General features: G+C 57.6%; 21 protein-coding genes. 7 read left to right on the plus strand and 14 right to left on the minus strand.

Going from position 1 to position 26551, the window contains the following annotated elements:
• Positions 1-116: 116 nt before the first annotated feature.
• From nadC to nadA, 3 genes are all read right to left on the minus strand, one after another.
• Complete coding sequence (gene nadC / locus Q0X28_RS03925) at positions 117-944, minus strand: carboxylating nicotinate-nucleotide diphosphorylase (protein ID WP_296238853.1); 828 nt, start codon at positions 942-944, stop codon at positions 117-119.
• Positions 945-1089: 145 nt separating this feature from the next.
• A complete protein-coding gene (gene nadB, locus Q0X28_RS03930) occupies positions 1090-2751 on the minus strand; it encodes an L-aspartate oxidase (RefSeq protein ID WP_298576707.1) in 1662 nt (553 codons plus the stop codon).
• 24 nt (positions 2752-2775) lie between these two features.
• Positions 2776-3837: a quinolinate synthase NadA gene (gene nadA / locus Q0X28_RS03935; RefSeq protein WP_296238680.1), complete on the minus strand. Its 1062-nt coding sequence runs from the start codon at positions 3835-3837 to the stop codon at positions 2776-2778.
• Positions 3838-3898: 61 nt separating this feature from the next.
• On the opposite strand from nadA, the gene Q0X28_RS03940 reads away from it, so the two are divergent.
• A complete protein-coding gene (locus tag Q0X28_RS03940; RefSeq protein ID WP_296238682.1) occupies positions 3899-4642 on the plus strand; it encodes an NrtR DNA-binding winged helix domain-containing protein in 744 nt (247 codons plus the stop codon).
• A gap of 33 nt (positions 4643-4675) precedes the next feature.
• On the opposite strand, the gene Q0X28_RS03945 is transcribed toward Q0X28_RS03940, so the two are convergent.
• On the minus strand, positions 4676-4927 hold the full coding sequence (locus Q0X28_RS03945) for a hypothetical protein (RefSeq protein WP_296238684.1): 252 nt from the start codon (positions 4925-4927) through the stop codon (positions 4676-4678).
• Positions 4927-6021: a biotin synthase BioB gene (gene bioB, locus Q0X28_RS03950; protein WP_296238686.1), complete on the minus strand. Its 1095-nt coding sequence runs from the start codon at positions 6019-6021 to the stop codon at positions 4927-4929. The genes Q0X28_RS03945 and bioB overlap by 1 nt, the downstream gene beginning before the upstream one ends.
• A gap of 56 nt (positions 6022-6077) precedes the next feature.
• Between bioB and Q0X28_RS03955 the strand changes: the two genes are divergently transcribed.
• Positions 6078-6647, plus strand: coding sequence for a TetR/AcrR family transcriptional regulator (locus tag Q0X28_RS03955; protein ID WP_296238688.1), 570 nt, complete (start codon positions 6078-6080; stop codon positions 6645-6647).
• Here Q0X28_RS03955 and bioD read toward each other — a convergent pair.
• Positions 6637-7443 carry an ATP-dependent dethiobiotin synthetase BioD gene (gene bioD / locus Q0X28_RS03960; protein WP_298576708.1) on the minus strand — a complete coding sequence of 269 codons (807 nt, stop codon included), beginning with the start codon at positions 7441-7443 and terminating at the stop codon, positions 6637-6639. The two genes, Q0X28_RS03955 and bioD, sit on opposite strands and share 11 nt — an antisense overlap.
• 50 nt (positions 7444-7493) lie before the next feature.
• Positions 7494-8858: an adenosylmethionine--8-amino-7-oxononanoate transaminase gene (locus Q0X28_RS03965; protein WP_298576710.1), complete on the minus strand. Its 1365-nt coding sequence runs from the start codon at positions 8856-8858 to the stop codon at positions 7494-7496.
• 211 nt (positions 8859-9069) lie between these two features.
• On the opposite strand from Q0X28_RS03965, the gene Q0X28_RS03970 reads away from it, so the two are divergent.
• The 3 genes from Q0X28_RS03970 to Q0X28_RS03980 all read left to right on the plus strand — a co-directional run bounded on the left by Q0X28_RS03970 (position 9070) and on the right by Q0X28_RS03980 (position 15296).
• Positions 9070-11442 carry an acyltransferase family protein gene (locus Q0X28_RS03970; RefSeq protein WP_296238696.1) on the plus strand — a complete coding sequence of 791 codons (2373 nt, stop codon included), beginning with the start codon at positions 9070-9072 and terminating at the stop codon, positions 11440-11442.
• Positions 11443-11499: 57 nt separating this feature from the next.
• A complete protein-coding gene (gene glgX / locus Q0X28_RS03975; protein ID WP_296238697.1) occupies positions 11500-13905 on the plus strand; it encodes a glycogen debranching protein GlgX in 2406 nt (801 codons plus the stop codon).
• A gap of 305 nt (positions 13906-14210) precedes the next feature.
• Positions 14211-15296 (plus strand): triacylglycerol lipase, encoded by a 1086-nt coding sequence (locus Q0X28_RS03980; RefSeq protein WP_296238699.1) that lies wholly within the window; start codon positions 14211-14213, stop codon positions 15294-15296.
• Positions 15297-15371: 75 nt separating this feature from the next.
• On the opposite strand, the gene Q0X28_RS03985 is transcribed toward Q0X28_RS03980, so the two are convergent.
• The 6 genes from Q0X28_RS03985 to Q0X28_RS04010 form a co-directional block, all read right to left on the minus strand.
• Positions 15372-16085 (minus strand): YigZ family protein, encoded by a 714-nt coding sequence (locus tag Q0X28_RS03985; protein ID WP_296238701.1) that lies wholly within the window; start codon positions 16083-16085, stop codon positions 15372-15374.
• Positions 16086-16100: 15 nt separating this feature from the next.
• The gene (ilvA, locus tag Q0X28_RS03990; protein ID WP_296238703.1) at positions 16101-17387 is read right to left on the minus strand and encodes a threonine ammonia-lyase IlvA; all 1287 of its coding nucleotides are present in this window, start codon (positions 17385-17387) and stop codon (positions 16101-16103) included.
• Positions 17388-17402: 15 nt separating this feature from the next.
• A complete protein-coding gene (gene dnaE, locus Q0X28_RS03995) occupies positions 17403-20951 on the minus strand; it encodes a DNA polymerase III subunit alpha (RefSeq protein ID WP_296238705.1) in 3549 nt (1182 codons plus the stop codon).
• Between the two features lie 170 nt (positions 20952-21121).
• Positions 21122-22048, minus strand: coding sequence for an RluA family pseudouridine synthase (locus tag Q0X28_RS04000; protein WP_296238707.1), 927 nt, complete (start codon positions 22046-22048; stop codon positions 21122-21124).
• Positions 22045-22629, minus strand: coding sequence for a signal peptidase II (lspA, locus tag Q0X28_RS04005; RefSeq protein ID WP_296238709.1), 585 nt, complete (start codon positions 22627-22629; stop codon positions 22045-22047). The genes Q0X28_RS04000 and lspA overlap by 4 nt, the downstream gene beginning before the upstream one ends.
• 48 nt (positions 22630-22677) lie before the next feature.
• Positions 22678-23175, minus strand: a complete 498-nt coding sequence (locus Q0X28_RS04010) for a hypothetical protein (RefSeq protein WP_296238711.1) — start codon at positions 23173-23175, stop codon at positions 22678-22680.
• Between the two features lie 137 nt (positions 23176-23312).
• Here Q0X28_RS04010 and Q0X28_RS04015 point away from each other — a divergent pair, with 137 nt between their 5' ends.
• The gene (locus Q0X28_RS04015; protein ID WP_298576714.1) at positions 23313-24377 is read left to right on the plus strand and encodes an asparaginase; all 1065 of its coding nucleotides are present in this window, start codon (positions 23313-23315) and stop codon (positions 24375-24377) included.
• On the opposite strand, the gene Q0X28_RS04020 is transcribed toward Q0X28_RS04015, so the two are convergent.
• The gene (locus Q0X28_RS04020) at positions 24356-25810 is read right to left on the minus strand and encodes a DNA polymerase IV (protein WP_298576716.1); all 1455 of its coding nucleotides are present in this window, start codon (positions 25808-25810) and stop codon (positions 24356-24358) included. The two genes, Q0X28_RS04015 and Q0X28_RS04020, sit on opposite strands and share 22 nt — an antisense overlap.
• Before the next feature lie 149 nt (positions 25811-25959).
• On the opposite strand from Q0X28_RS04020, the gene Q0X28_RS04025 reads away from it, so the two are divergent.
• Entirely contained in the window at positions 25960-26535 is a 576-nt protein-coding gene (locus Q0X28_RS04025) for an HdeD family acid-resistance protein (protein ID WP_298576718.1), read from the plus strand.
• Positions 26536-26551 lie beyond the last annotated feature (16 nt).

Below are 26551 nucleotides of genomic sequence, written 5' to 3' on the forward strand. Positions count from 1 at the left end.
TTCCAAAGGGGTGATTCACCAAAATAGGGTCCCTACCAGTATAGACCGCACCTGACGCGAGAACGAATACTCATTAGGGTGGCCTAATACAAAAGGGTGGCTAACAGCGTCTCACATTACATGTCGAGACCCAAATCGAGCACCTTCACTGAGTGTGTCAGACCTCCCACAGCCACGTAGTCAACTCCGGTCAGTGCATATAGATTCGCATCAGACAGCGTAAGACCACCCGATGATTCTAGTTTGGTGCGGGGAGCGCCCATATTACGACGCTGCACCGCCATACTGGTGGTGGGAAGATCCATGTTATCGAGTAGGACCAGGTCAACGCCTTCTTTCAGGACAGCATCCAGCTGTTCGATGGAGTCGACTTCCACCTCTGTGGGGATGGTGGGGTACTGCTCTTTGACAGCACGGAGCGCCTCCACAACTCCCCCTGCCGCTACTACGTGGTTGTCTTTAATCAGTGCCGCGTCGCCCAGCGCCATGCGGTGGTTCACACCTCCACCCACGCGCACCGCGTACTTTTCCAGGTCACGCAGGCCGGGCAATGTCTTGCGAGTATCGCGCACCTGACAACGGGTGCCAATCATTGCATCCACCCAGCGGCGGGTAATGGTGGCGATTCCAGAGAGGTGCGTCACGATGTTGAGCAGCGTGCGTTCCGCAGTCAAGAGTTCACGGGTGGGAGCAGTAATAGTGAGCACAGTGTCTCCGGGCTCGATGACGTCACCGTCACGGAAGAATGCTTCCATGGTGTAGTTGCCCTCCCCCACTACCTTGTCGAGAACGACCTTCACTACCGGGATGCCACAGATAACGCCTTGCTCACGGGTTCGCACATGGGCCACTGCCTGTGAGTCTGCCGGCACTGTGGCCAGTGTTGTGACATCTGGTCCACACCGCAGATCCTCCTCCAAAGCGATATCCACAACCCGCTCCATATCCGCAGGATTAGGGGGAGCTACCGGGCCACGCGACATGGGGAAGGCCGTCTGCGGGGTGAAGGGGAAGACGGGAGAATCATCATCATCAAAGCTCATGGTCATGGAGAGTCCTTACACTACGGTTCGTGGAGACGGGCAGAGGTTAATAGGATGGGCGCGGATTGATACACATTTCGTGTTGAATATGTCCATCCGGGCTCAGGCGGAAGACACGGCTGGCACACTGTTCCGTATCCTGCATTGGGTAGTCCAAGCGAGTATGGCCACCGCGCGTTTCGGTGCGCAGTAACGCCGCCTCGGTGATGATGCGGCAGAGCTGAACGGTGTCGTGCATGCGCCGCGACAAGGTAGCATACATGGAATCAAGCTGGTGTGCGGCTTCCGTGAGCAATGCGGCATCCCGAGTGACACCCACATTTGCGCTCATAAGCTGTTGCAAAGCGCGACGCTCTCGCCGACGTTGGACAGGCGTGTCCCCCAATGGGAAGTCGTGCTGGTGTACCTCTGTGTCGGCTCGCCAAGCTTTTTCGATGGTGTGGGAGCTAATGGCGCCTCGCTCGGCACAGCGTGCTGCCGCTACTGCAGGGACGCGTCCCCCCACTACGAGGCCTTCCAACAAACTGTTGGAAGCAAGCCGATTGGCGCCATGCAGACCGGTGCGGGCACACTCTCCAGCGGCATAGAGGCCAGGTACATCGGTACGTCCCGTAGCATCAGTGACAATGCCACCACTCTGGTAGTGTGCCGCAGGAGCGATAGGAATGCGCTGAACCTGCGGGTCAATGTTGGCTTCTTGGCAGCCCGCGGTGACGGTGGGGAAGCGTTCGTGGAAGTGGTCGATATGGGTAGCATCCAGCCACGCACACTCTTCCCCGGTTTCTCTCATATGCAAAGCAATCGAGCGAGCAACAATATCGCGGGGGGCGAGTTCCAGGCGTGGATCTATGCCGACCATGAAGCGCGTTCCGGCAGCATCGTAGAGTAAGGCTCCCTCTCCGCGGACAGCTTCGGAGATGAGTGGACGGCGGCCGGTTCGTTGCGAATCGAAAAGTACAGTCGGGTGGAATTGGGTGAATTCCACATCTGCCACGCGTGCTCCGGCCCTCAGGGCAAGGGACAACCCTTCTCCACGGACACCTTCTGGACTAGTCGTAACGTTAAACAATTGCCCATTGCCACCGGTGGCGAGCAGCACACATGGGGAGGCTATATAGCCTGCTCCGCGCGGGTCGCGTACTCCAACGCCCACAACTCCGTCCGCGTCGGTAAAAATACTGGTAACACGGGCGTTCTGGAGGCATGGCGTGCCGGCGGAGGCAACTTCGAGGGCCCGTTGCACTTCCGCCCCTGTGGCATCTCCGCCTGCGTGAATGATGCGGCGGACAGAGTGCCCGCCTTCTCGGGTTCGCTTCAGCGGGCCTTCTTCTGTGGCGTCAAAATGGCCACCTAGATCGATAAGTTTTTGAACTGCGGCGGCCCCTCCCTCGATGATGGAGGTGACAGCTTCTTTATCGCAGAGCCCGGCGCCGGCATCGAGTGTGTCTGCCACATGGAGTGCGAGCGCATCGTCAAGACTGGTATCCAGCTCGAGATCGTGGAGACCGGTGACGGCCACGCCCCCTTGCGCAATCTTGGTGGCGGCGTTGGGGTAACGAGGGATCGTCCGGGCGCCTTCGTGCCATTGGCCTTTGTCAACAATAACAGCATGTAACCCCTGTTCACGGGCGGCAACGGCGGCGGAGAGACCCGCTACCCCTGCACCAACGATGATGAGGTCACACTGCATAGTCCATGGTGTATCCATAGGAGGAATGTCTTTCCGGGAGTGTTAACGGGCGGCCGGGCTATTCCCGATAGAGATCATCCGGTCGACGGGACGGTAGGCTGCGGCAATGGTATCGGGGTCGAGCTCGATCTCGTCCTCTCCGAGGGCTAAGCACCGCAGCAGCGCGGCGGGGGTGATCATCTTCATGAATGGGCAGGCCGCATGGGGGTTAATGGGGGTGAAGGTGATGTCGGGGGCGGCAGCTTTCAACTGGTGCAACATTCCCACCTCGGTGGCGACGAGTACCTCTCCCCTCTCACCGCGTGCATCTGCTTCTTCTGCTTCTTCCAGCATGCCGCCTGTGGAGAGGATCTTCACTTGGTCCTGCGGCACTACTCCTTCTTGCGCTAGGTAGAGAGCGGACGTTGTACATCCGCACTCGGGGTGGATATAGAGGTCTGAGTCGGGGTGCTGGCGGGCTGTTTCGGCAAGGACGTCACCGTTGATGCCTGCATGGATGTGGCACTCTCCCATCCAAATGTGAATGTTGTCCCGTCCAGTTTCCCGTTTGACGTGTGCTCCTAGGAATTGGTCGGGGCAGAACAGTATTTCTTGGTCCGCGGAGATGGATTTCACGACGTCCACAGCGTTGCTGGAGGTACAGCAGATGTCTGTCATAGCTTTTACCGCTGCGGTGGTATTGACATAGCTCACCACTGTGGCGTTTGGGTATTCGGTTTTCCAGGCGGCGAGTTCTTCGGCTGTGATGGAGCTGGCGAGCGAACATCCGGCCCGTGCATCGGGAATAAGGACTCGTTTTTCTGGGGAGAGGATCTTTGCGGTCTCTGCCATGAAGTGCACACCGCAAAAGACGATAGTGGAGTGCCGATCGTTAGCAGCGACTCGTGATAGGGCGAGCGAGTCACCTGTGTAATCAGCGATGTCCTGTATTTCCGGGAGTTCGTAGTTATGGGCAAGGATGACAGCGTCGCGGGCGTCAGCCAGTCGTCGTATTTCTGCTGCCCAGGTGACGTCTCCGGCGATTCCGGTATATGTGCCCGCTGCGTTGGTGGTGATCTGAGATAGGAGAGGCGAGTCTAGATGGTCGAGTGTGTGGGCAGTCATGGTGCGCTCCCAGGTTGGAGAGAGTGTTCTCGAGGGGGTTTTCGACTTATAATCGAAAACTATGTGGAATGTTACCAGCAGAATGGAAGTACGGGTAACTATCTTCCAGGTACGTCGCCGCAGTGTCGATGACGCCTGGGAACTCTGTGTCCTCCTCTGGCAACAGGCACGTGCGCTCGTCGACCCCTACTCCCCCGCTGGGCATGAGCCTGTTTGGTCACTCCCTGGCGGCTGGCTTCGTGATGACGAAACCATTACCGAATCCATTAGTCGGCAGCTCTCGGAGAAAGTTGACGTCCACTCCCTTTCGCACCTTGAGCAGCTGAGCGTCTTTTCCGATCCGGGACGGCGGCGAGATGGCCGCGTCATTGCCGCCACTTTCCTTGGCCTCATCCCCACTACGGCCTGTCCGCGTCTACCCGCTGATACAGAGTGGATCCCTGTCTCCCAACTGCCTCACACTACTGCGGACCACGCTGACATCATTGCGGCTGCCCAGCATCGACTCGTCAGTAAATTGGGCTACACCAATCTGGGGTTCGCACTATCCCCATCAGAGTTCACTATCTCTGAACTGCGCGCCATCTATGAAGCTGCCCTACATTACCGGGTTGATGCCACTAATCTGCAGCGTACCCTCCAGCGTCGGCATGTTATTGAAGCCACTGGGGCCACGACAACGCCCGGTGCAGAGGGAGGCCGCCCCGCCCGTCTTTTCCGTTTTGTCCATACACACTGTGAAGTGACGGATGCAAGCGCTATGTTACGTCCTCCTGTCCATAAGCCGGAGGTGCTCTCACAGTAGAGGTCCACGAAGCTCGTACGAGGAATCGAGCTCCTAGTGCTCGAACAGGTAGGACGATATCTCGCCGTGTCGTGAACACCGCGCTGTCCAGCCGTTGGGAAGAACTTGAGTCACCATACGACGGCCACACAGTGGGCAGTAGCGGAAAGGCTCAAGTCCCAATTCGGCGGCTTTGAACGGGCGTGGCACGCCTTCGGCGAGGTCAGTTCCTCGGTAAGGATCAAACGCAAAGGGTTTGCCATGGAGTAGATGATCATGCAATTCCGTGCTCGCTACTGTACGCATTAGGGCACTTCTTTCTTTTCCCGGATGGGAATGTGAAGTTCGGAGAGCATATCGAGGTCAGTTTCCGCGCTACAGCCGAGCGTGGTGAGGTAGTTGCCAGCGATAAAGCCATTAATGCCACCTGTTAAACCGTCGCGCATGCCTTTGTCTCCCAGAGTGATTTCGCGTCCGCCAGCGAACCTGATGGTGGCCTTCGGGAGTGCGAAGCGGAAGGCCGCAATGGTGCGAAGAGCATCTTCCATACTGACGAGGGGATGGTTTTCGAACGGGGTTCCGGGGCGGGGGTTGAGGAAGTTAATGGGAACTTCGGTGGGGCCAAGGTCGGCAAGCTGGGTAGCGAATTCGGCACGCTGTTCGATACTCTCCCCCAATCCAATAATTCCACCGCAGCACAGTTTGATACCGCGATCGCGAACTCGTTCGAGTGTTTCGCGTCGAACCTCCCAGGTGTGGGAAGTGACGACGTTGGGGAAGTAGGAGCGGGCAGTTTCAAGATTGTGGTTATATCGGTGGATTCCCATCGCAGCCAGCTCATCCGCTTGCTCGTCCGTCAGCATTCCTAGTGAACAGGCAATGTGAATGTCTACTTCGGCTCGGATGGCTTCCACTGCTGCTTTGAGCTGACTCATTAGCTTTTTGTCGGGGCCGCGGACGGCAGCGACAAGACAGAATTCGGCGGCACCGGTCTTTGCCGTATGTTTGGCAGATTCCACTACAGCTGGGATATCAATCCAGGCGCTACGCACGGGGGATTCAAAGACCCCGGATTGCGCACAGAAATGGCAGTCCTCGGGGCAACCGCCAGTTTTGAGGCTGACAATACCTTCGAGCTCGACTTCTTTGCCGCACCACTTCTCGCGGACTTCCTGGGCGAGGTCAAGGGCTTCTCGGATCCGGTCAAGTGGCAATGTAAGGACCTGCACGAGGTCGGATTCAGGGAGCGCAACACCGAGGTCTAAAGCGTAGATGCGGGCTCTTTCTAGCACATCCGCGGGAAGCTCTGCGGGGGACGGATGAACTGGAGCTTGTGTGGTATTCGCTGCTGCAACTTCGGTAACAGGGGACACTGCTGCCGTAGAATCACTGTATGACATAGCTCTTATTGAACACCGTTCAAACGTCAATTTCTACTTCCCTCGAAGGACATGCCATGTCGCAGCTTTCTCGTGACTTGATCGTGCATGCTGCTATCGATATTTTGCAGACCTATGGCCTGCAAGATCTCTCAATTCGAAAGGTTGCTCGCCAACTAGGAGTTCAGCCTGGGGCACTCTACTGGTACTTCCCCAACAAACAAGCACTTCTCGGTGCGGTGTGCTCCTACATCCTCTGCTGCGATTGTCCTTCCCTCGAGCCTCCCCTACCCACCATCCGCCTCACCACCGACTCCGGCTGGGCACGGCATGTGGCGATAGTGGCGGAGGAGCTCCGCGCTCGCGCCCTTTCCTTCCGGGACGGTAGTGAATTGCTGAGCACCGCACTCGCTGCACAGACTGCACATTTCCCGCAGTTAGATCTCCTGACCAACTGTCTCAAGGAGGTCAGCCCTACTCCACAGGTGCATGCGCGGGCACTGTTACTCTTCATTCTTGGTGCACTCGTCGAGGAGCAAACCCGCCGGCAACTCGCAGAATTAGCAGATACGGACACACCCAGCGCCGCGTCAGCAGACATTCTGTCGGCTGGTCTCAGTGCTATGACAGCTGGACTTACTGCTTAGGAACTTCCCCGGAATCGCACCACGGAAGCTGACCCCACCACTGGTCACCTGCGACCGCGATACTTCCTGGCTGCTTCGGCAGGAGCTTTCCTGCCCCACGTGGAATTCTGCCGATAACTGGTACCCCCGTCAGTCGGAACACTTCGTCCGCATTAAGCTGCATCGGCAGGTCAGGGTGTTCAGGCCACGTACCAAAGACAATGCCGTCCAGGAACAGCCCTGCTCGCTGTAGTTCTCGCCAGGTGAGAACACACTGGTTCAGCATTCCTAAATGGGGTTGTGAGACCAGCAGTAAGAACACCTCATTGGCGGTGCTTCGACGAGTTATTTCCTGCGCTATCTCCACGAGCGTGGTGGGCGTACCATCTGGCCCCTCCCCCAATCCGACCAGCAGACCACCGGCCCCTTCGACGAACAGCACATCGACGTCTCGGGCTGCTCCCTCAATAACATCGGCGAAGTGGGCGGCATCCCATAGTTCCATTCCAGCGCGATGCGCAGCCATATCCGGGGCGAGGGGTTCGGGGTACCGTATCCCCTCCCATACCGGCAGCGGCACCGGTGTCGCCGTGGTTTCTCCTAAGAGGGCACGCACAACGGCAACATCTCCGCGGTCACCACGCTCGATATAACCAAGGGAGCGTTTCTCTACGGCTGCTTCCCCCGTCTGCGTGGGTTTGATAAGGCCTACCCGGAGGTGAGGGGCCCGTACCCGGGTAGCTGCAATTGCGCTCGCAGTGGTGACGGTCTTTCCAACATCAGTGTTGGTACCCGTCACGATAACAATTTTCGTCATTTTCCTCATTCCCAAGACTCTCAGCACGACGAGAGACATGTCTGCATTGTTTACACTGTGGCAGTATGTGCGGCTGCAACCATTCCCCGACATATCGTGGCGATCTGCTCATCGGTACAAATAAACGGCGGCATGCAGTAGATAAGATCCCGGAATGGGCGCAGCCAGACACCCTCCCGCAGTGCAGCTGCTGTTGCCGCATCACTGTTGAGAGCAGCCGAGCTCACCAATTGAACAACCCCGATTGCCCCTTTGACTCGCACGTCTGCGACTCCGGGAAGATCACATGCTGGAGCAAGGCCACGTCGTAACTCTCGTTCAATCCGCACTGCCTGGCCTTCTTCGACAGCCCTGACAGCTAAAGAACAAGCAGCTTGGCCGATTGCGCAGGCAAGAGGGTTGGCCATAAAGGTCGGTCCATGCATGAGTGCACCAGTACCGGTAGAGATTGTCTCCGCAATGTCACGGGTGGAAAGGACCGCGGCAGCAGTGAGATAACCCCCCGTCAAGGCTTTACCCACGCACATAATATCGGGGGTGCAATGGCAGGCATCAGCCGCGAAGAGTGTACCCGTCCGTCCAAAACCCGTAGCAATTTCATCGAAGATGACAAGAACGTGGTAACGGCGACACAGCTCACTTAGCCCTCGCACGAGTTCTGGTTGATGGAAACGCATACCTCCTGCACCTTGCACCACCGGTTCGATAATGCAGGCCGCCAGCGTGTCGGCACGCTGCGAGAGGACGTGTTCCGCCTCCGCAAGGTACTCGTCGATGGAGATCTCTGATGGGGCGGGTCGCAGACTAGTCTCCTGGTCCACAGGTGGCGCCGGAAGAAACATCTGAGGCTGCACAACGCCCTGCCAGAGTGTGTGCATCCCACCATCGGGATCACACACGCTCATTGGAGTGAAAGTATCTCCATGGTAACCACCGCGCCACGTTAAGAGTTTTGTCTTACGGTGCAGGGACGTGTCGGTGTGAGAGCGCCAATACTGCAGCGCCATTTTGACGGCGACTTCTACTGAGACAGAACCTGAATCACAGAAGAAGATGCTGCTTAGCCCCGCGGGTGCCAGGGTAAGGAGCGTTTGTGCGAGGGTCGTTGCCGGCTCATGCGTGAGACCACCGAACATGACATGGCTGAAGGTGTCGATTTGGTGATGCGCAGCTGCATCAAGGGTGGGGTTCCGATACCCGTATGCGGCTGCCCACCATGAACTCATTCCGTCTAGAACGTGGCAGTCCAGCCGACCATTCGACGTTTCTTCGTGAAGAAATCTGGCGTCAATATCGAGAGTGAGATAGGGGCCTTCCGCAGCAGTGACAATGTGCTGTGTCGGGCCAGGAATTGGGCTATAAGGGTGCCAGACATGGTCGCGGTCGGTCGTCACGATGGTGTCTACAGAGGCCATAGTTCGTCAACCTTCCATAAGGAATTGAACAGTGTTCTATTATGCTCTACTCCTCCCACTCTCCTTAAACTTCCTTGTCAATCGCCCGTCGTCCTAAATCCAATGCGGGTTTTAACCGTCCGTAACGGTAGGATGTGATAGGCGACTGCGTTTGTGCAACGCCTTCCGCAAAAGCATATTGAGCAGGCGCGACTCCGTCAGGAGAGCGCACATGACCCTGAAGAATCTGATTACGACAGACATGGCACGAAACGACAGCACTTCTTCCCCACAATCATCCGGCCCTGCGGCGCGCCCCCCAATCCCCCAGCATCGACATGCCTACCGCTATGACCTCGACGGCCTCCGCGGACTCGCAATTGCACTGGTGGTCATCTTCCACATTTGGTTCGGTCGAGTCTCTGGCGGTGTGGATGTATTCCTGACGCTCTCCGGCTTTTTCTTCATCGGCTCCCAGATGCGCAACGTCGACCGTTACGGCAGCCTCAACCCACTCCGCTCCATCTGGAAAACTGCACGACGCCTACTTCCCACCATGGTGGTGGTCCTCGCTGCCGTCGGTGTCGGCGTGATATTTATTTTCCCGCGGACCCGCTGGGCCAACGTCAACGACCAAGTCCTTGCCTCCCTCTTCTACTACCAGAACTGGAAACTCGCTGAACAGTCCGAGGACTATGCGCAGGCAGGCGCCGCTGTCAGCCCCCTGCAGCACCTCTGGTCCATGTCCGTACAAGGCCAGTTCTACGTCATCATCATTCTGCTCTGCTGTGGCCTCGGATGGCTGCTCCACCGCTTCTGGCCCGGCAAATCAATCTTCACCCCGATGGCGGTCATCCTCGGCATCGGCACTGTGCTGAGCTTCATCTACGCTATCTACCTGCACCGCGAAGACCAGATGCTCAACTACTACAACACCTGGTCCCGCATGTGGGAGCTCTTCCTCGGTGGTCTCCTCGCCACAGTCATGCACAAAATCCAGATACGTAACCACTGGGTTCGCTGGTTCCTCACCGTCGTTGGGCTTTTCGCCATCTTCACCTGTGGTCTTATCTTCAATGGTGTCCAAGAATTCCCCGGCCCCTGGACGCTCTACGTCTTGATTGCCACTGTCTTCCTCATCATTGCCGGCCAAGCGCCGGAAGGGGAAGAACTTACCTGGCGCAACGCCCCCTTTACCGCCTTCCTTGCCTCTAAGCCACTGCGCGAGCTGGGTCGCCTCGCCTACTCCCTCTACATGTGGCACTGGCCGCTCCTCATCCTCCTGTGCACCCAGCTGAAACGCCAACACCCCTCCAACAAGATCGGTGTCTTCGTCGTTGTCGTCAGCCTCGTACTGGCCTGGTTCACCCACCACTACATTGAAGAACCCCTGCGCATGAAGAAGAAGCGCCCAGTCGTCGCCCAAGAGGCAAATGCCGAGAAACCTTCCTGGAAGGTTCGTCTTGGCGCAGCCCTGCGTCCAAAGCGCAGCTGGCTCAGCTGGAAAGCTATTGCCGGCACCATGGTCGTCATCCTCACCTTCTGTCTGGTGGGCTTCCATATCACGTGGAAACGCTACATCACCAGCCTCGATGGCCAGATGACTTTCGCCCTCACCGCCGACTATCCCGGTGCCCGTGCCATCACCGAAAAAATGCCCGTCCCCAAGGGCGTGAAATTCCAACCTCGCCCCATTGATGCGGACCGTACACTGCCCCTCTCATCCTTCGATGGCTGCATCTCCGACTTCAATGACTCAGAGATTCATGACGTCAAGCTTTGGCGCAAGGAGAAAGGGCGTCCCTGTGTCTACGGTGACGTGAACGCTAAACGCTCTATTGCCCTCGTTGGTGGTTCCCACGCCGAACACTGGCTCACCGCCCTCGACACCCTCGGGCAGCGTGAACACTTCCGCGTCGACGTCTACTTCAAGATGGGCTGCCCATTGATGATTAGCGGAATGATCGACCTTCCCACCAACAACAAGCCCTACTACAGCTGCCTCGAATGGGGCGCAAAAGTCTACAAACGTATCCTTGAGAAGAAGTACGACTACGTCTTCAGCACAGCCACCCGCCCCACCACCCTCACCGGTGTAGGGCCAGACATTGTGCCGGACTACTACGCTGACCTATGGCGTGCCCTCAACAAAGATGGCATCCAAATGATCGCCGTTCGCGATACCCCCTGGTCGACCCGTGACGACCTGCCCGCCAACGTCCCCGACTGCCTCGAATCCGGTGGAAACGCCTACAGCTGCGGTATCCCCCGTGATCTCGCCATGGCACCAGTGAACCCGGCGATTGAAGCATCCAGTGGGCTCGACAACGTTCACCTCATGGACTTCACCGACGATCTCTGCCCCGGTAACCTCTGCCCTGCAGTGATTGGCAACGTCATGGTGTACCACGACATGCACCACATGACTCACTCCTTCGTACAGTCCCTCATCCCCGAATTTGCCCGCCAGTTCAACACAATCACTGGCTGGGGACCCGTCACCAAACCCGGCACTGACCTCAACACCACCCCTTACCAGGGAACCGCTATCCTGCCCACCCCTAGCAGTAGCAGCAGCACAGAAAGCAGCCGCCGATCCCACTAACACGGCCTCACACCCTCGAGACCCCAACCCGGAGTAACCCCCTCCAAGGAGACAATCATGAGCGCACCCGCTAACGGCTCTCTGAAACCCGGAAAGCCCACCCCGCTTGGATCCTTTTACGACGGGTCAGGGACAAATTTCGCACTATACAGCGCGGCAGCACACAGTGTTACCCTCTGCCTCATCGATGACGACGGCACAGAACACCAGATCCCCATCACCACTACCGATGGACATATCTGGCACATCTACGTCGCCGGAATCGCCCCCGGCCAACGCTACGGATACCGCATCGACGGCGACTGGGACCCCCAGCAAGGAGCACTCTGTAACCCGAGCAAGTTCCTTGTCGACCCCTATGCCAAAGCCTTCGACGGAGAATACCAACCACACGATGCACTGCTGGGCTACCAGATCGGCAACCCCGACATTCGCGATGAGGAGGACTCCCTCCCCTACTCCATGACCTCCGTCGTGGTCGCCGACTTCTTCAATTGGGGAGATGACCGTCGCCTCCGACACCCCATGGCAGATACCGTCATCTACGAAGCGCACGTCCGCGGCCTCACTCAACGCAACCCTGAGGTCCCCGAAGAAATCCGAGGCACCTACGCCGGCTTGGTCCACCCCAGCGTTCTCGAATACCTCGCAGGACTGGGTATCACAGCCATCGAGCTGCTCCCCGTCCACCAGTTCCTGCACGATCGACGCCTCCTCGAGATGGGACTGCGCAACTACTGGGGCTACAACAGCTTCGGCTTCTTCGCACCGCACCGAGACTACAGCTCACTCAAGAACCCCGGCGGGCAAGTAGCTGAGTTCAAGAAAATGGTGAAAACCTTCCATAAAGCCGGCATCGAGGTCATTCTCGACGTGGTGTACAACCACACCGCGGAAGGCTCTGCTGAAGGCCCCACGCTCAACTTCAAAGGCATCGACAACCGCGCCTACTACCACCTCAGCAAGGACGACCCCAGCTCCTACTTTGACTTCACCGGCTGCGGTAATAGCGTCAACATGCGTCATCCCTACACACTGCAGCTCGTCCTCGATTCCCTTCGCTACTGGGTCGAAGAAATGCACGTCGACGGCTTCCGCTTTGACCTTGCCGTCACCCTCACCCGCGGCGATGAAGCCGTGGACATGTGGGGCAATTTCATCTCCGCTGTCCAACAGGACCCAGTACTCTCGCAGGTCAAGCTCATCGCAGAACCCTGGGATCTCGGCTACGGCGGATACCAAGTGGGCGGATTCCCCTACCCCTGGAGCGAATGGAACGGTAAATTCCGTGACACCATGCGCGAGTTCTGGTGCGGCAATCCCGATGTTCTCGGCGAATTCGCCGGGCGCCTTACCGGCTCCGCGGATTTCTACGCTCACACCAACCGCCGCCCCTTCAACTCCATCAACTTCATTACTGCCCACGACGGCTTCACCATGCGCGATCTGGTGACTTACAACCAGAAGAACAATGAAGCCAACGGCGAAGATAACCGCGACGGCGAATCACACAACCGCAACTGGAACTGTGGAGTCGAAGGCCCCAGCGACGATCCTAAGATCCAAGCACTACGCCTTCGCCAGCAGCGCAACATGCTCGCTACCCTCTTCCTTTCCCAGGGAACCCCCATGCTGCTCCACGGTGACGAAGTGGGCCGCACGCAAGGCGGCAATAATAACGTCTACTGCCAAGACAACGAGATTTCCTGGATGGATTGGGAGGCAGCAAAGGACCCTCAGTGGGCAGGATTACATAGCTTTACGCAAGCTCTCATTGAGCTCCGCCACAAGCACCCCATCTTCCGACAGAGCAACTTCTTTACGGGCGAGAACGTCCCCGCGGACTCCCCCACGGAAAGCCATCTTAACGACACCAGCCAGGGACTACCAGACGTTATCTGGATGACGCCCAATGGTAAAGAAATGGAGCCTGCAGATTGGGATAACGCCTTCGCTGCCAGCATCATGGTGTTCCTCAATGGACACGCCAATGCCACGCCCAACCCCTTGGGCGGTCTCCACGGCGACTCCTCCTTCCTTATGCTTTTCAACGCCTCACACGATCCGTGCACGTTCCACATCCCCGATGAGCTGTGCGAGGCGGACAGTAACGATTGGCACTTCGTTCTGAACACTGCAGAAGAAGTACCGGAGTGCCCAACTGGAGAGATGCCTGCCGAGTCCATGGAAAGTACCTGGCCGGATGGTGAAAAGCCGGAAAACGATGGCGCTGCTGATACTTTTGCCCCCGCAGAAGACGATGGCGATCCGGCAGATGCAGAATCTGTAGAGACAGCTGAACTACCAGATGTCAACAGCGACCCGGACGCTTTTCCCGTGTCCATTCCGCTGGCCGCAGATGACGTTGCGGATGGCTTGGTGACGGGCAAAGTGGACACCAAAGAGACGAATCTGCTGGTCCTCCCCCCGCACACCTTCGTACTCCTGGAGCAGGAACCCTAACCACTCATTGTGCTCTGCGGCGCTACTGGTACTTTTTCGTCCAGTAGCGCCGCACTTATTTCACATATTAACAGCATCTGACAACTGGTCAAATGACCACACAGGACGAAGAAATAGGGTTTTAACTGAGCAAAGAGCAATTTAGCAAGGAGACGTACAGAAAGTAGCTACTCAATGAAAGGCAACCCCGTTGCAGCACCTTGTAGAGTGCCCTAGATTGACTCTCAGAGTCGGATTGGTCATCTCCTAGACAACGCTAATCCCCCTCCTACCTCCCACAATCACTGTACATAGGAGCTTTTCCCATGACTTCTCTCAGTCGTCGCTTTACGGCTGCCCTCTGCGCATCCACAATGGCACTCAGCATCTCACCTGCCTTTGCGCACGCCAGCAACACTGCAGCGTCTGACGATTCTGCTACTTCCTCCACCAGCATCCCCGGCTACCCGCGTGACGAATTCGGTGGCCTGCGCAGTAAGACCTCCGACAAGTGGGGTATGCCGAACCAGGGTGTTGGTCCCATCCAGACCAACTTCCCCGCCGCCTCGAAGTACTCCAAGGAGCACAACGGCACTGCCCCCAAGGGCGTGAACGACTTCTCCTGCAAGCCGAAGTACAAGGATGCTCTCCCCATCATCCTCATCCCCGGCACCAATGAAGATGCCTACGCCACTTGGGCCTACTACGGCCCGATGCTGACCAAGGCCGGTCTGTGCGCCTACACCTTCAACTACAACCCGGGTCCTGCCATTCCAGGCGCGCTTGTCGATCCCAACAAGATTGACGAATCATTCCCCTTCAACGGCGACATCAAGGCTTCCGCACAGTTCCTCGGCGTTTTCGTCAACTACGTCATGAAGCGCACTGGCGCCAAGAAGGTTGACTTCGTTGGCCACTCCCAGGGCGGCGGAGCTCTCCCTAACGCCTACATCAAGTGGTACGGTGGCGACAAAACCGTACGCCACACCATCGGGCTGGTTGCTTCCAACCACGGTTCCTCCCTCTACGGCATTGGTCGCGCCATTGACGCTGCCGGCCTGAACGACCAGTGGCAGAAGCTCTTCGACAAGCTCAACCTGTCCGCTGACGGCCAGCAGACCATGGGCTCCGACTTCGTCAAGGAACTCGAAAAAGGTGGCATCACCATGCCCGGTGTGAAGTACACCGTCATCACCACCTACCTCGACGACGTTGTGACCCCCTACACCCACGACCTCATCAAGGAACCAGGCGTCACCAACATCATCATCCAGGACCTCTGCCCCATCGACCTCACTGACCACTTCGGTATGACCTACGACCCGGTCACCTACCAGGTTGTGGAAAATATGCTCACCGGTCGTAACTACAAGCAGATCAAGTGCACCTTCGTGCCGCCCTACCTGCAATAGAACAGACTAACTGGTGATAGTGAGGAGTGGTCTCCCCCCTATCCGCCGCCTAGAGAAAGAAGCGAGCTCCCCGCTTTACTGTTGGCACTCGCGCATTATCCGCCCTGTCCGGTACGGTTCCCGAGAACCGGCTGACAGGGCGGAAATGTATTCCCGGACAAGTTCCGTCTCCCCATGCTGTGCCACTGCCGCCACGAGAACCGCGGCCAAAGGGTCCGTACGGCGCGAAACCTCACCTGATTCTAGGCACACAACATCCAACCCCTCCCCATAGGTCACGTCCACGAGGTCAACGCCTTTGGCCCGCAAGTCAGCTTCCCACCGACCCACGTCAGTAATAGGTGCTTCTACAGACCACAGTTCCACAGGCCACCGAGACACTAAACGTCCATGGGTGCGTGCAGCTGCTACCGCTGCGATAACAGCGTCAGTATACGCCCGTACTAGACCACCAGTGCCTAGCAATACCCCACCAAAATAACGAACGACCACGGCACAGATATTGACCAGCTCCTCGCCCTGCAGCACCGCGAGCATCGGACCACCGGCAGTACCGGAAGGTTCTCCGTCGTCACTGGAGCGCTCCCTCACCTGCCCTGTTCCCTCCTCAATGCGAAAGGCAGTACAGTGATGGCGGGCAGTAGGATGCAGGTGACGGATCTCCGCAATGAAATCCCGGGCATCTTGTTCAGTTTCCGTTCGCTGTAGATAACAGAGAAACCGCGACCGCTTTATCTCCAGCTCCGCCATGATGGTAGCGCCAGAGCTCACCCCATACGACAGAGCCATCGCCACCACCCGCCGCTAGGTCAGGTATTCATAGGCCGGAGTGCCAGGTAGGAGGCGTTCACACTCAATGCCACTCTCCTCCATCCGGTGCAACAGTGCGTGCAGACCAGTGGCTGTTCCCAGTTGAATGCCCACCAGTGCAGCACCAGTTTCACGGTTATTACGCTTCACATACTCAAAGAGGGTGATGTCATCATGCGGGCCAAGAACGCTGTCAAGGAACTTCCGCAACTGGCCCGGTTTCTGAGTGAAATTCACCAGGAAGTAATGCTTGAGGCCTTGGTCCACGAGAGAACGTTCGATGATCTCGCTGTAGCGAGAAACATCGTTGTTACCTCCAGAGATAATGCAGACGACTGAGCTTCCCGGAACGAACCGCAAATGATGCAGTGCCGTAACAGAAAGTGCCCCTGCCGGCTCTGCAATAATGCCCTCATTCTGGTAGAGCTCCAGCATTTCCGTACAAACAGAACCTTCTGCCACATTAATGAGGTCAATCATCTTCCGATGCCCATTGAGCACAGCATAGGTGACATCCCCACACCGCTTCACCGCCGCGCCATCAACGAAAGGATCGGTATCCCCGAGCGTCACTGGGCCACCCATATCCAGCGCAGCCGCGACGCAGGCAGCACCAGCAGGCTCGACGCCCACGACTTCCGTCTTCGGGCTCTTTTCCGCAAGGTAAGTAACGACACCGGAGAAAAGTCCACCGCCGCCCACGGGCACGACGAACATGCTGGGCTCTTCACCGAGCTCCGCAAGCTGCTCCACCACTTCGCGGGCAATGGTGCCCTGCCCAGCAATGGTGCCGGGATCGTCAAACGGGGCGACCCACGTGGCACCGGACTGTTGTGCGTCCTGCCAGGCGGCAGCGGCTGCGTCATCAAAAGAGTTTCCTGTGACGACCAGCTGAACGGCGTCACCACCGTGGTACATGATGCGATCGCGCTTTTGCTTCGGAGTATTGGAAGGAACATAGATGCGGCCCTTCGCCCCGAGAGTCCGGCACGCGTACGCTACACCCTGGGCGTGGTTACCAGCAGATGCGGCAACTACCCCAGCCTGGCGCTGTTCCTCGTTGAGTTGAGCAATGACGTTGTAGGCTCCACGAATCTTGTAGGAACGAACGCCTTGAAGATCCTCTCGCTTCAGGTAAACCTTGGCGCCGGTAATCTCAGAAAGCCGCGGCGAGTACTGCAACGGAGTACGTTCTACGACTCCATCAATGGTCTCAGCAGCCTTCTCTACATCGGCAGCAGTAGGTAGGACAACCTGGGGATTGGAGAGTTCTTCGTTCACCACCCCATTATCGCACTAAACGCAGTGACTACCGAAAACAGCCTTCAAATCGGAGATGAGTTCACTACTGATCTGGACATGCAATGCGTTCGACAGAGCCAACCGCTGAACTCTGCCTTCGGCTTCCAATGTCACCATTACTGGAGACGGTCCCGGATGGTGGACGAGGATGTCCTTTAAGTGTTTGAGTAGTTCGGGGGTGCACATCTGGGTTGTCAAGCGCAGATTAAACACCGGTGCCACGCCTTCTCCACCCAGGTCTGGGACGGTGAGATCGTCGCCGAAAAGACTCATCCGGTCTTCCCGAATGCTCACATGGGCGGTAACGATTACCACCGCATCTTCCACAATGTCCATACCGATCTTTTGATACAGACGCGGGAAGAAGAGTACCTCCACACCACCCTGCAAATCTTCAATGCGGACGATGGCCCACGGCTCGCCTTTTTTATTCACACGCCGGTCCACCGAGGCGATGATGCCACCGATCACCACCGATTTACCGTTCGGCAGTTCACCCTCCAATATGGTCGCAATGGAGGTGTCAGTCCGCTCATGCAGGGCAAGTTCTAGACCATCCAGCGGGTGGCCGGACACATACAGGCCCAGCATTTCCCGTTCAAGTGTGAGTCGATGCTTCTTATCCCATTCATCGTCAGGAACATGCACTTCAAACGCACTGGTAGAGTCATCGCTAGCATCGGCCCCAAAGCCGGCAAAAAGATCAAATTGGCCCGCGGCTGCAGCTTTCTTCGTCCCAACAACCGAATCGATAGCATCAGAGTGCACCAGATAGAGGCCCTTACGGGAATGCCCGAGCGAATCGAAGGCACCTGCCTTGATGAGGGACTCAGTCACTTTCTTGGTACAGGCAGTTTGACCTATCTTGTTGAGATAATCAGTAAAGCTGGTAAATTCTCCGCGTTCCTGCCGGGCTTCGACGATTTCCTCCACCGCCTGCTCCCCTACGTTGCGAACAGCACCAAGACCGAAGCGAATATCCTGGTCTACCGGGGCAAAGTTCCAGATTGATTCGTTCACGTCGGGTTGTAGTACGCGAATGCCCATGCGACGGCAGTCAGACAGATAGAGTGCAGTCTTATCTTTGTCATCGCCAACAGAGGTCAAGAGCGCAGCCATATACTCGGCCGGATAGTTGGCTTTCAGATAGGCCGTCCAGTAGCTCACTAGCCCATAGCCGGCTGCGTGCGACTTGTTAAACGCATAACCTGCGAATGGAAGAATGGTTTCCCAGAGGACCTTGATGGCCTCATCGGAGTACTTCCTCTCCCGCATACCAGCCTGGAAGTTATCAAATTCTTTTGCCAGCACTTCCGGCTTCTTTTTACCCATGGCACGCCGGAGAAGGTCTGCTTGGCCAAGTGAGTAGCCTGCGACCTTTTGAGCGATCTGCATGATCTGCTCTTGGTAGACAATGAGACCGTAGGTTTCCGCCAGGATATCTCTCAGCGGCTCATCGAGTTCAGGGTGGATGGGCTCAACGGGTGTACGCCCATTCTTGCGATCTGCGTAGGCCCAGTGGGCGCCCACTCCCATAGGGCCAGGACGATAGAGGGCCAGCGATGCCACAATGTCGTTGAACCCGGTGGGCTCCATCTTTTTGAGCAGTTCCCGCATCCCGCCACCGTCGAGTTGGAAGACCCCAAGGGTGTCGCCACGACGGAGCAGCTCATAAGATTTCTCGTCGGTGAGTTCGAGTCGATCGAGATCGACCTCTTCCCCGTTGCGATTCCGCTTAATATTCTCCAGGGCGTCCCCAATGACGGTGAGGTTGCGGAGCCCCAGGAAATCCATCTTCAACAGCCCGATGGCTTCGCACGAGGGGTAATCCCACCCGGTGATGAGAGCACCGTCCTGGGATCGCTTCCACATCGGGATACAGTCGAGGAGCGGCTCACTGGACATAATGACGGCGCAGGCATGCACACCTGCCTGCCGTACCATCCCCTCCAGTCCCCGGGCAGTCTCATAGATGCGGCGAACGTCAGGGTCTGTTTCGATGAGGGTACGGATCTCTGCAGCTTCCCCATAGCGAGGGTGCTCCGGATCCATAATGCCGGAGAGTGGAATATCTTTAGCGCCTTGTGCCGGCGGCAGGGCCTTCGTCATCCGGTCAGCGATAGCGTAGCCGGGCTGTCCGAACTGCACGCGGGCGGAATCTTTAATGGCTGCCTTCGTTTTAATGGTGCCAAAGGTGATAACTTGGGCAACTTTGTCTGCTCCCCACCGGTCAGAAGCGTAGCGAATCATCTCGCCGCGCCGCCGGTCATCGAAGTCCATATCGATATCGGGTGCGGACGGACGCTCGGGGTTGAGAAAGCGTTCAAAGAGCAAACCGTGCTCGACTGGGTCAATATTGGTAATACCCAGGGCGTAGGCAATCAGTGCACCAGCTGCCGAACCACGGCCTGGCCCAACTTTAATACCGAGTTCGCGCGCATGGTTGACGAGGTCCGCCACCACCAGGAAGTAGGTGGGGTAACCCTTCTGGATAATGACATCAATCTCGTAATTGGCGCGTTCGATGTATTCTTGCGCAACTCCGTTGGGGAAACGCCACTCGAGTCCTCGATGAACTTCGTGGCGGAGCCAGGACTCCGCATCGTGTCCTGGCGGCGTATCAAAGTTCGGCATCCGGTTGTGGTATTTCCACACGTTCGAGTAGTCTCCGACACGGTCGGTGATCCACAGGGTGGTATCACAGGCCCCCGGCACTTCTTTATCCCAGCGTGCCCGAATTTCTTCAGGCGGAATAAGGTAGTAGCCGTCTCCATCGAACTTGAAGCGGGTGGGGTCCGAGAGCGTCTTTCCCGTCTGTACACAGAGCATGGCTTCGTGTGCCCGGGCTTGATCTTGGGTGACGTAATGGCAGTCGTTGGTGATGACCGGACGCATGCCCATGTCGTGGCCAAGCTTGAGGAGGTCTTCACGGACCCTGCGCTCAATGTCGATCCCGTGGTCCATTAATTCGAGGAGGAAATTCTCCTTCCCGAAGATACTCTGCCATTTTTCTGCTGACTCGTAGGCTTCCTTCACCTGTCCCAGCCGTAACCGAGTTTGGATTTCCCCAGAGGGGCAGCCGGAAGACGCGATGATGCCACTCGCATATTGGGCAATGAGCTCCGCGTCCATACGGGGCCATTTGCCGAGCTGCCCTTCATAGGAGGCGAGGGACGAAAGACGGAAGAGGTTCCGCAGACCCTCCTCATTTTCTGCCCACAATGTCATATGCGTATACGCGCCTGAGCCTGACACATCGTCGCCACGTTGGGAGGGATCGCCCCATCGTTGACGGGTCTTGTCGAAGCGGGAGCCCGGTGCGACATAGGCTTCGATGCCAATAATGGGTTTTACGCCCGCGGCGGTGGCAGCTTTATAGAAGTCGGAGGCACCGTACATGTTGCCGTGGTCAGTCATCCCCACTGCCGGCATACCGAGACGATTGCACTCCGCCATGAGCTTGTCGATCTTGGCCATACCGTCGAGCATGGAGAATTCGGTGTGGTTATGGAGATGGACGAATGACGAGTTGCCCACTGCCATCTCCTCTCCTACCTAGATACCTCATTTTAATGCTCTGGCCTGCACTTTTGGAAAAATGTGGCTGTTTTCTGGGACTACTTAGCGATCTCAGAGGTGCTGTTGCGCCCGTCCGTAGCTAAGTCTAGTAGACCGTCGCAGCATCACCAGCGTCCGACAAATCAGGTCGGCAGTTAGCTCTCGGCACGGAGGATGTCGAGTGCGGTGGCGAGATCCTCAGGGTAGTCACTCTCAAACTCGACCCATCGGCCATCTGCCGGATGAGTGAACCCCAATTTCTTGGCGTGCAACCATTGTCGCTCTAACCCGAGTTTTGCGGAAAGTGTCGGGTCAGCCCCATAGGTAGGGTCACCCACACAGGGGTGGTGCAGTGCCGAGAAGTGGACGCGGATTTGGTGAGTACGCCCCGTTTCCAAATGAATGTCGAGGAGGGTCGCCCGGCGGAACACTTCCAGCGTGTCATAGTGTGTAATGGATGGTTTGCCGTCGGAGCGTACACAGAAACGCCAATCGTTTCCGCTGTGTCGGCCAATTGGAGCGTCGATAGTACCAGAGAGCGGATCCGGGTAGCCCTGCACGATGGCATGGTAGGTTTTTTCTACTGTTCGATCGCGAAACGCTTGTTTGAGGACGGTGTAGGCGTGCTCTGAGGTCGCCACTACCATTGTGCCGGAGGTTCCAGCATCCAGACGGTGGACGATCCCTTTTCGCTCCGGCGGACCGGAGGTTGTCACACGATACCCTGCTGCTGCCAATCCACCAATGACGGTCGGTCCGCTCCACCCCACGGAGGGGTGTGCGGCGACGCCCGCGGGCTTGTCCACGACGACAATATCGTCGTCGGCATACAGCACGTGCATACCGGGGACGGGTTCGGCGACCACAGTGAGGGGTTGAGGAGGGTCCGGCAGCGTGACCTCGAGGAAGCCTTCCACCATTTTGAAAGACTTTCCAATTGTGCTCCCGTCGAGGGTGACGTTCCCTTCTTCAGCGAGTACAGCAGCTGCACTACGCGAGACACCCAAGATGCGGGAAAGTGCGACATCAGTACGCAGCCCAACGAGGCCGTTAGGTACTGGCATTGCACGGTAGTCACTCATGCCCGGGACACCTGTGCGTTATCGGCTGTTGAGTCGTTTTGACGGGGCACACCAGTAAGCTTCTTCCCCGCGATAATGCAGATCACGACAATAATCACCCCAATGGTGACGGCACTGTCGGCAATATTGAAGACGGGGAACTTTCCTACGGAAATGAAATCTACGACATGCCCGGAGAATGGGGCGGGCGGGCGGAAGAGACGATCGTAGAGGTTTCCGAAAGCGCCTCCCAGGATGAGGGCGAGTCCAGCTGCCCAGGCGGAATTGGTAGAACGCCAGAGTGCGGAGGCAACTGCGGAAATGATCATCATACTGATGATCGTGATGGCTACCGTGAATTTATCTCCTAGGCCGAAAGCTGCACCAGAGTTAAGCACATGAGTGATGCGCAGGATGCCCCATGAGGCGTGGGTTTCTCCCACTGGGATGGTCGCAACAACCCATGCTTTCGTCAGGTAGTCGGCCACCAGGATAATGCCAGCGAGGGCGAAGAAGAGGCTGCGCCGTTTCGCTGCAGCCCGGCGCGCAATGACATCAGCAGGCAGGGGTGGGAGCGGCTGCTTCTTCTGTGAGGTGGACACTCTTGGCACATTCTCCTGAGGTGAGAGTGGTGGTGGGGACAGGTGGCATTATGTAGAGCAGACTGCGGGAACACTATCCGGCATGAGGAGCGAGATGGTGTTGCAGACGTAAGACTTGGAGACCTTCCACTTCTTCTTGTCGTAGACGAACTTTACCTCGCTCCCCTGGGCAGGTTGACCGGGGATAGCCATTTCCACATGCACAGTGCGGGTGGTGGGGTCGACCGGGATAATCTGGCCAGACAACGTAATAGTCGCTTTCGATTCTTGCTTCGCCTGGGTGATCTTTTCGTAAAGCTCCGGAGATTTTTCTGCACCTTGCACCGTGTCGAGTTTCTCATCGACAGGGACTTTGGGGTCGAGTGCTCGGTCTAGAAGACCTTGCAGCTGTTTGAGGGTGGGTTCGGGGACAGCGGGGCGTTTGAGAGAGCTCATGGCAGCGCTACGGCTCGCTTGCACCTCGGGCGGTACGGAGGTGGTGCACGCGGTTAACGACACCGCCGCAGTGACGGCGATGAGGGCCGCGCCGATGCGTCGTGCAGTCATGAGGCTCCCACTATGGTCCAAAGTAATGTTCTACAGTCACATTACTCGTTTTTCGGCGCGCTCTCCGCTTGGCCCTGTATTTCCTTGCTCGGCAGGTCGCTATTGACCTTTCCGTGTAAAACCCACACTCTTAAAGAGTGAGTACTCCGCGCATTGTGGTGCTAACGACGGGTGGCACCATATCTAGTACAACATCTGTCACTCTCTCTGACGGCACGTCCAGTGCGGTTCGGCCTGCCTTAGGGGGCAGCGAGCTGCTACGTGCGCTGCCCGTCGATCACCCTGCTGTCCGCGCGTTGAGTGAAGCCGTGGTGGAGGTGGTCGATGTCTATCAGAAAGATTCCTCACAGCTGCAGCCTGCTGATGTCGATGCAGTGACGGCTGCTGTGCTTGCGGCTCTGCGTGACGGGGCTAGCGGCATTGTGGTGGTGCACGGAACCGACACGCTGGAGTCCATAGCCCTGTGGTTGCAGATGGTGTGTCCACTCGCCGACTACCAGTGTCCACTCGCTGTGACAGGGGCGTCGTTCGCCGCCGATAGCGCACACCCGGATGGACCGAAGAACTTGGCAGACGCGCTCCACTTTGTGCTGCAAGACGATAGTGCGGCCGCAGTTCATGTTGTCTTTGCTGGCCGTGTCTTGCCCGCATGGGGTGTTGTGAAAATAGCTACCGACCAACAGGAGGCTTTTGCCAGTGTGAGCCCCGGGCTTGGCTTGCGGATTCCAGTCCTGCCTACGGTGACACTACCTCTCCGCCCTACGCCTCTTTTGGCTCCCGACACTCCGCTGGTACGGATTGTGACGAGTGATTTTGGGGATGACGGTTCTCTGCTGCGCTGTGCGGCTACTCCTTCACCCGATAATCCTGTTCGGGCGGTCGTCGTGGAAGCATTGGGTAGCGGTAATCTGCCGGTTGCGGCAGCCCGGACCTTATGCCGACTGCGGGCTGCCCATCCTGAGGTGGCAGTGGTGGTGACCACACGTGTTCCGTTGGGAACGGTGCAGGCTGTGTATGGCTGTCCCGGTGGAGGTGCCGAGCTCGCTGCCGCGGGTATTCCCCTTTGCCCTTACTTGCGGGCGCCACAGTGCAGAATGGTGGTGCTTGCACTACTGCAGGCAGGCTATGCGGCTGCGGAGATTGAGCAGGTGTTCCGTGCGGCAGCACAGTGTGCGAATGGTCACTCTTCGGTACGCCGGTAGAGTTCCTCCTCTGGCCAGTCGAGGCACAGGAGTGGGTCGGCAGGGGTGAGGTCGACGGTTTCTTCCGCGAACGTACGGGAGCGGCCTGGACCGGTGGTGCGCGTCTCAAATCGGACCGTCACTTTTCCTTGCCCAGCCCCCTGTACCCATCCGAACCCGTATTCAGGGTGGAGAACATCCATTCCGGCAGACCAACGGGGACGGGCTGGCATATGGAGAAGGGTGCGTTCTGACCCATACACGCCTTGCCCCGTGGAACCAGGGAGGAAAGCGGAGGAGGCTAGTGCGCCGTCATCCCGTTCTTCCTCGATCCGAACTTCCCAGTCAAGTTCGGGAAACAGGGATTCCTGTTGAATGCTGGTGAGCCCAGAAAGGCTGACCCCTACCAATCGGCAAGCCCCCACCTGCTGTGGGTCTAGGGCAAGGCGGTGGGCGAGTGTTAGGAGAGTTCGCAGATCGGTGGTGGCGTAGGGCAAGGTGGCGGAGCGGGAGACAATGGTCATGTTGACGAGTTTTTGTTTGACGGTCACGGTTCGCGCGGCCCGTCCATCGTGGAGGAGACGGCGGTGGGCATCATCCCCGTTATCGTCAATTGCTGCCATAATCCCGGCTTTGTCTGTGATGTCGGTGCGGTAAGTGGATTCTGAACTGATTTGCTTGGCGATGGCACGCTCGTGGACAGGACGGTCGTCGAACCCGCGCGCTAATGCCTGTAGTTGGCGCCCTACTGCTGAACCGAGGAGAGCAGTGACATCCCGTTCCGGGAGGTCAGCAAGATCCCCGATGGTGAGGATGTCCTCGTGTCGGAGCTTCGCTTCACTGACAGGTCCCACTCCCCATAACGCACGGACGGAGAGGGGACGGAGGATCTGGTGCATGCGAGATGCGGGGATGAGCTGAACACCATCTGGTTTTGCCATCCCAGATCCGATTTTTGCGTACTGCTTCCCCACCCCGGCGCCAAATGAGAGGCTCAGTCCGATCTCTTCGCGCACGATCTTCCGGAGCATCTCGCAATACTCCAGCACCTCGTAGCCCGTACAATCGCGTAGCTCTGCCGGTTCGAGAAAGGCCTCGTCGACAGACAGCTGCTCAATCACTGGCACGTAGTTTTGCAGGAGTCGGAAGATACGGCGGCTAACAGTGCGGTACACCTCACCACGCGTGCGGACGACGACGCCCCGCGGTTCGATCAGCCGGGCCGCCTGGTGCATGGGCATTGCAGAATGACAACCTAGAGCTCGCGCTTCATAGGAGGCTCCCGCGACGACACCTCGCCCCGACCGTCCCCCGACCAACACGGGGCGTCCTCGCAGCGTCGGGCGGGTGAGCTGCTCGACAGAGCTGAAGAAGGCATCCATATCACAGTGCAGTACCCACCGATACTGGCGGTTGGCCAGATCATGGTCGGTCAAAGGATATGCGCTGCTCACGCTGCCAGTCTAAGGCATTGGCAGCTGTCAGAGAGAAGCGGAGGTCGCCCCAGGCATTTCCGGAAATTACACCAACCTGCCGTTATGCTGGAAAGTGAAGATAGTGGGCGCTCTTTCTATCCCCTCAGTCGCCCTAGCTTGGAGAAAAAATGGAATTCATTGAAAAGGCGGCCCGTGCTCTCTGGCGTGCATGGCTCGTTGTGGGCGTGCTTGCCCTCCTTATCGGTATTGTCGCCGTGGCGTGGCCGGGTGGCACCGTGAAGGTGGTCACCATCATTTGTGCCGTCGGCATTATCATCGGCGCGCTCGCTATTATCGCCTTGTCCTTCGCAACGAAGGGCGTGTCCCCCGTCTGGGGTGTTGGCGTGTTCTTTGGCGTAGTTGGCCTTGTCATCGGTATCGCTGCAGCGGTGAACCCCGACACGTTCAGCGTGGTACTGGCTCTCATCTTTGGTCTGGTCGCACTAATTTCCGGAATTGGCAACATTGGTGCTGGCAGCATCTCTGCCGTCGCTGGTGTGGGCTGGCCGGTGATTGTCAGCGGTATTGCCCAGATCATCATCGGTCTGCTGCTCCTCATCTCGCCCTTCACGTCCCTCATCGGCATTGCCTGGGCCCTGGGAGTACTGGCAATTGCGCTGGGCATCACCATGCTGGTGTCTGCTCTGGTCATTCGCCAAACGCTGGCTAAGAATGGCGAAAACGTGTCTCTGATGGGCCGTTAGTGTCAACCACCCAGGT

Source organism: uncultured Lawsonella sp., assembly GCF_947252745.1.
GTDB lineage: Bacteria > Actinomycetota > Actinomycetes > Mycobacteriales > Mycobacteriaceae > Lawsonella.

What these genes read in the sequence shown, in the direction of transcription:
- nadC (WP_296238853.1), bottom strand. Translation starts at nt 944, where the DNA reads ATGGAGCGGGTTGTGGATATCGCTTTGGAGGAGGATCTGCGGTGTGGA.
- nadB (WP_298576707.1), bottom strand. Translation starts at nt 2,751, where the DNA reads ATGGATACACCATGGACTATGCAGTGTGACCTCATCATCGTTGGTGCA.
- nadA (WP_296238680.1), bottom strand. Translation starts at nt 3,837, where the DNA reads ATGACTGCCCACACACTCGACCATCTAGACTCGCCTCTCCTATCTCAG.
- Q0X28_RS03940 (WP_296238682.1), top strand. Translation starts at nt 3,899, where the DNA reads ATGTGGAATGTTACCAGCAGAATGGAAGTACGGGTAACTATCTTCCAG.
- Q0X28_RS03945 (WP_296238684.1), bottom strand. Translation starts at nt 4,927, where the DNA reads ATGCGTACAGTAGCGAGCACGGAATTGCATGATCATCTACTCCATGGC.
- bioB (WP_296238686.1), bottom strand. Translation starts at nt 6,021, where the DNA reads ATGTCATACAGTGATTCTACGGCAGCAGTGTCCCCTGTTACCGAAGTT.
- Q0X28_RS03955 (WP_296238688.1), top strand. Translation starts at nt 6,078, where the DNA reads ATGTCGCAGCTTTCTCGTGACTTGATCGTGCATGCTGCTATCGATATT.
- bioD (WP_298576708.1), bottom strand. Translation starts at nt 7,443, where the DNA reads ATGACGAAAATTGTTATCGTGACGGGTACCAACACTGATGTTGGAAAG.
- Q0X28_RS03965 (WP_298576710.1), bottom strand. Translation starts at nt 8,858, where the DNA reads ATGGCCTCTGTAGACACCATCGTGACGACCGACCGCGACCATGTCTGG.
- Q0X28_RS03970 (WP_296238696.1), top strand. Translation starts at nt 9,070, where the DNA reads ATGACCCTGAAGAATCTGATTACGACAGACATGGCACGAAACGACAGC.
- glgX (WP_296238697.1), top strand. Translation starts at nt 11,500, where the DNA reads ATGAGCGCACCCGCTAACGGCTCTCTGAAACCCGGAAAGCCCACCCCG.
- Q0X28_RS03980 (WP_296238699.1), top strand. Translation starts at nt 14,211, where the DNA reads ATGACTTCTCTCAGTCGTCGCTTTACGGCTGCCCTCTGCGCATCCACA.
- Q0X28_RS03985 (WP_296238701.1), bottom strand. Translation starts at nt 16,085, where the DNA reads ATGGCTCTGTCGTATGGGGTGAGCTCTGGCGCTACCATCATGGCGGAG.
- dnaE (WP_296238705.1), bottom strand. Translation starts at nt 20,951, where the DNA reads ATGGCAGTGGGCAACTCGTCATTCGTCCATCTCCATAACCACACCGAA.
- Q0X28_RS04000 (WP_296238707.1), bottom strand. Translation starts at nt 22,048, where the DNA reads ATGAGTGACTACCGTGCAATGCCAGTACCTAACGGCCTCGTTGGGCTG.
- Q0X28_RS04010 (WP_296238711.1), bottom strand. Translation starts at nt 23,175, where the DNA reads ATGACTGCACGACGCATCGGCGCGGCCCTCATCGCCGTCACTGCGGCG.
- Q0X28_RS04025 (WP_298576718.1), top strand. Translation starts at nt 25,960, where the DNA reads ATGGAATTCATTGAAAAGGCGGCCCGTGCTCTCTGGCGTGCATGGCTC.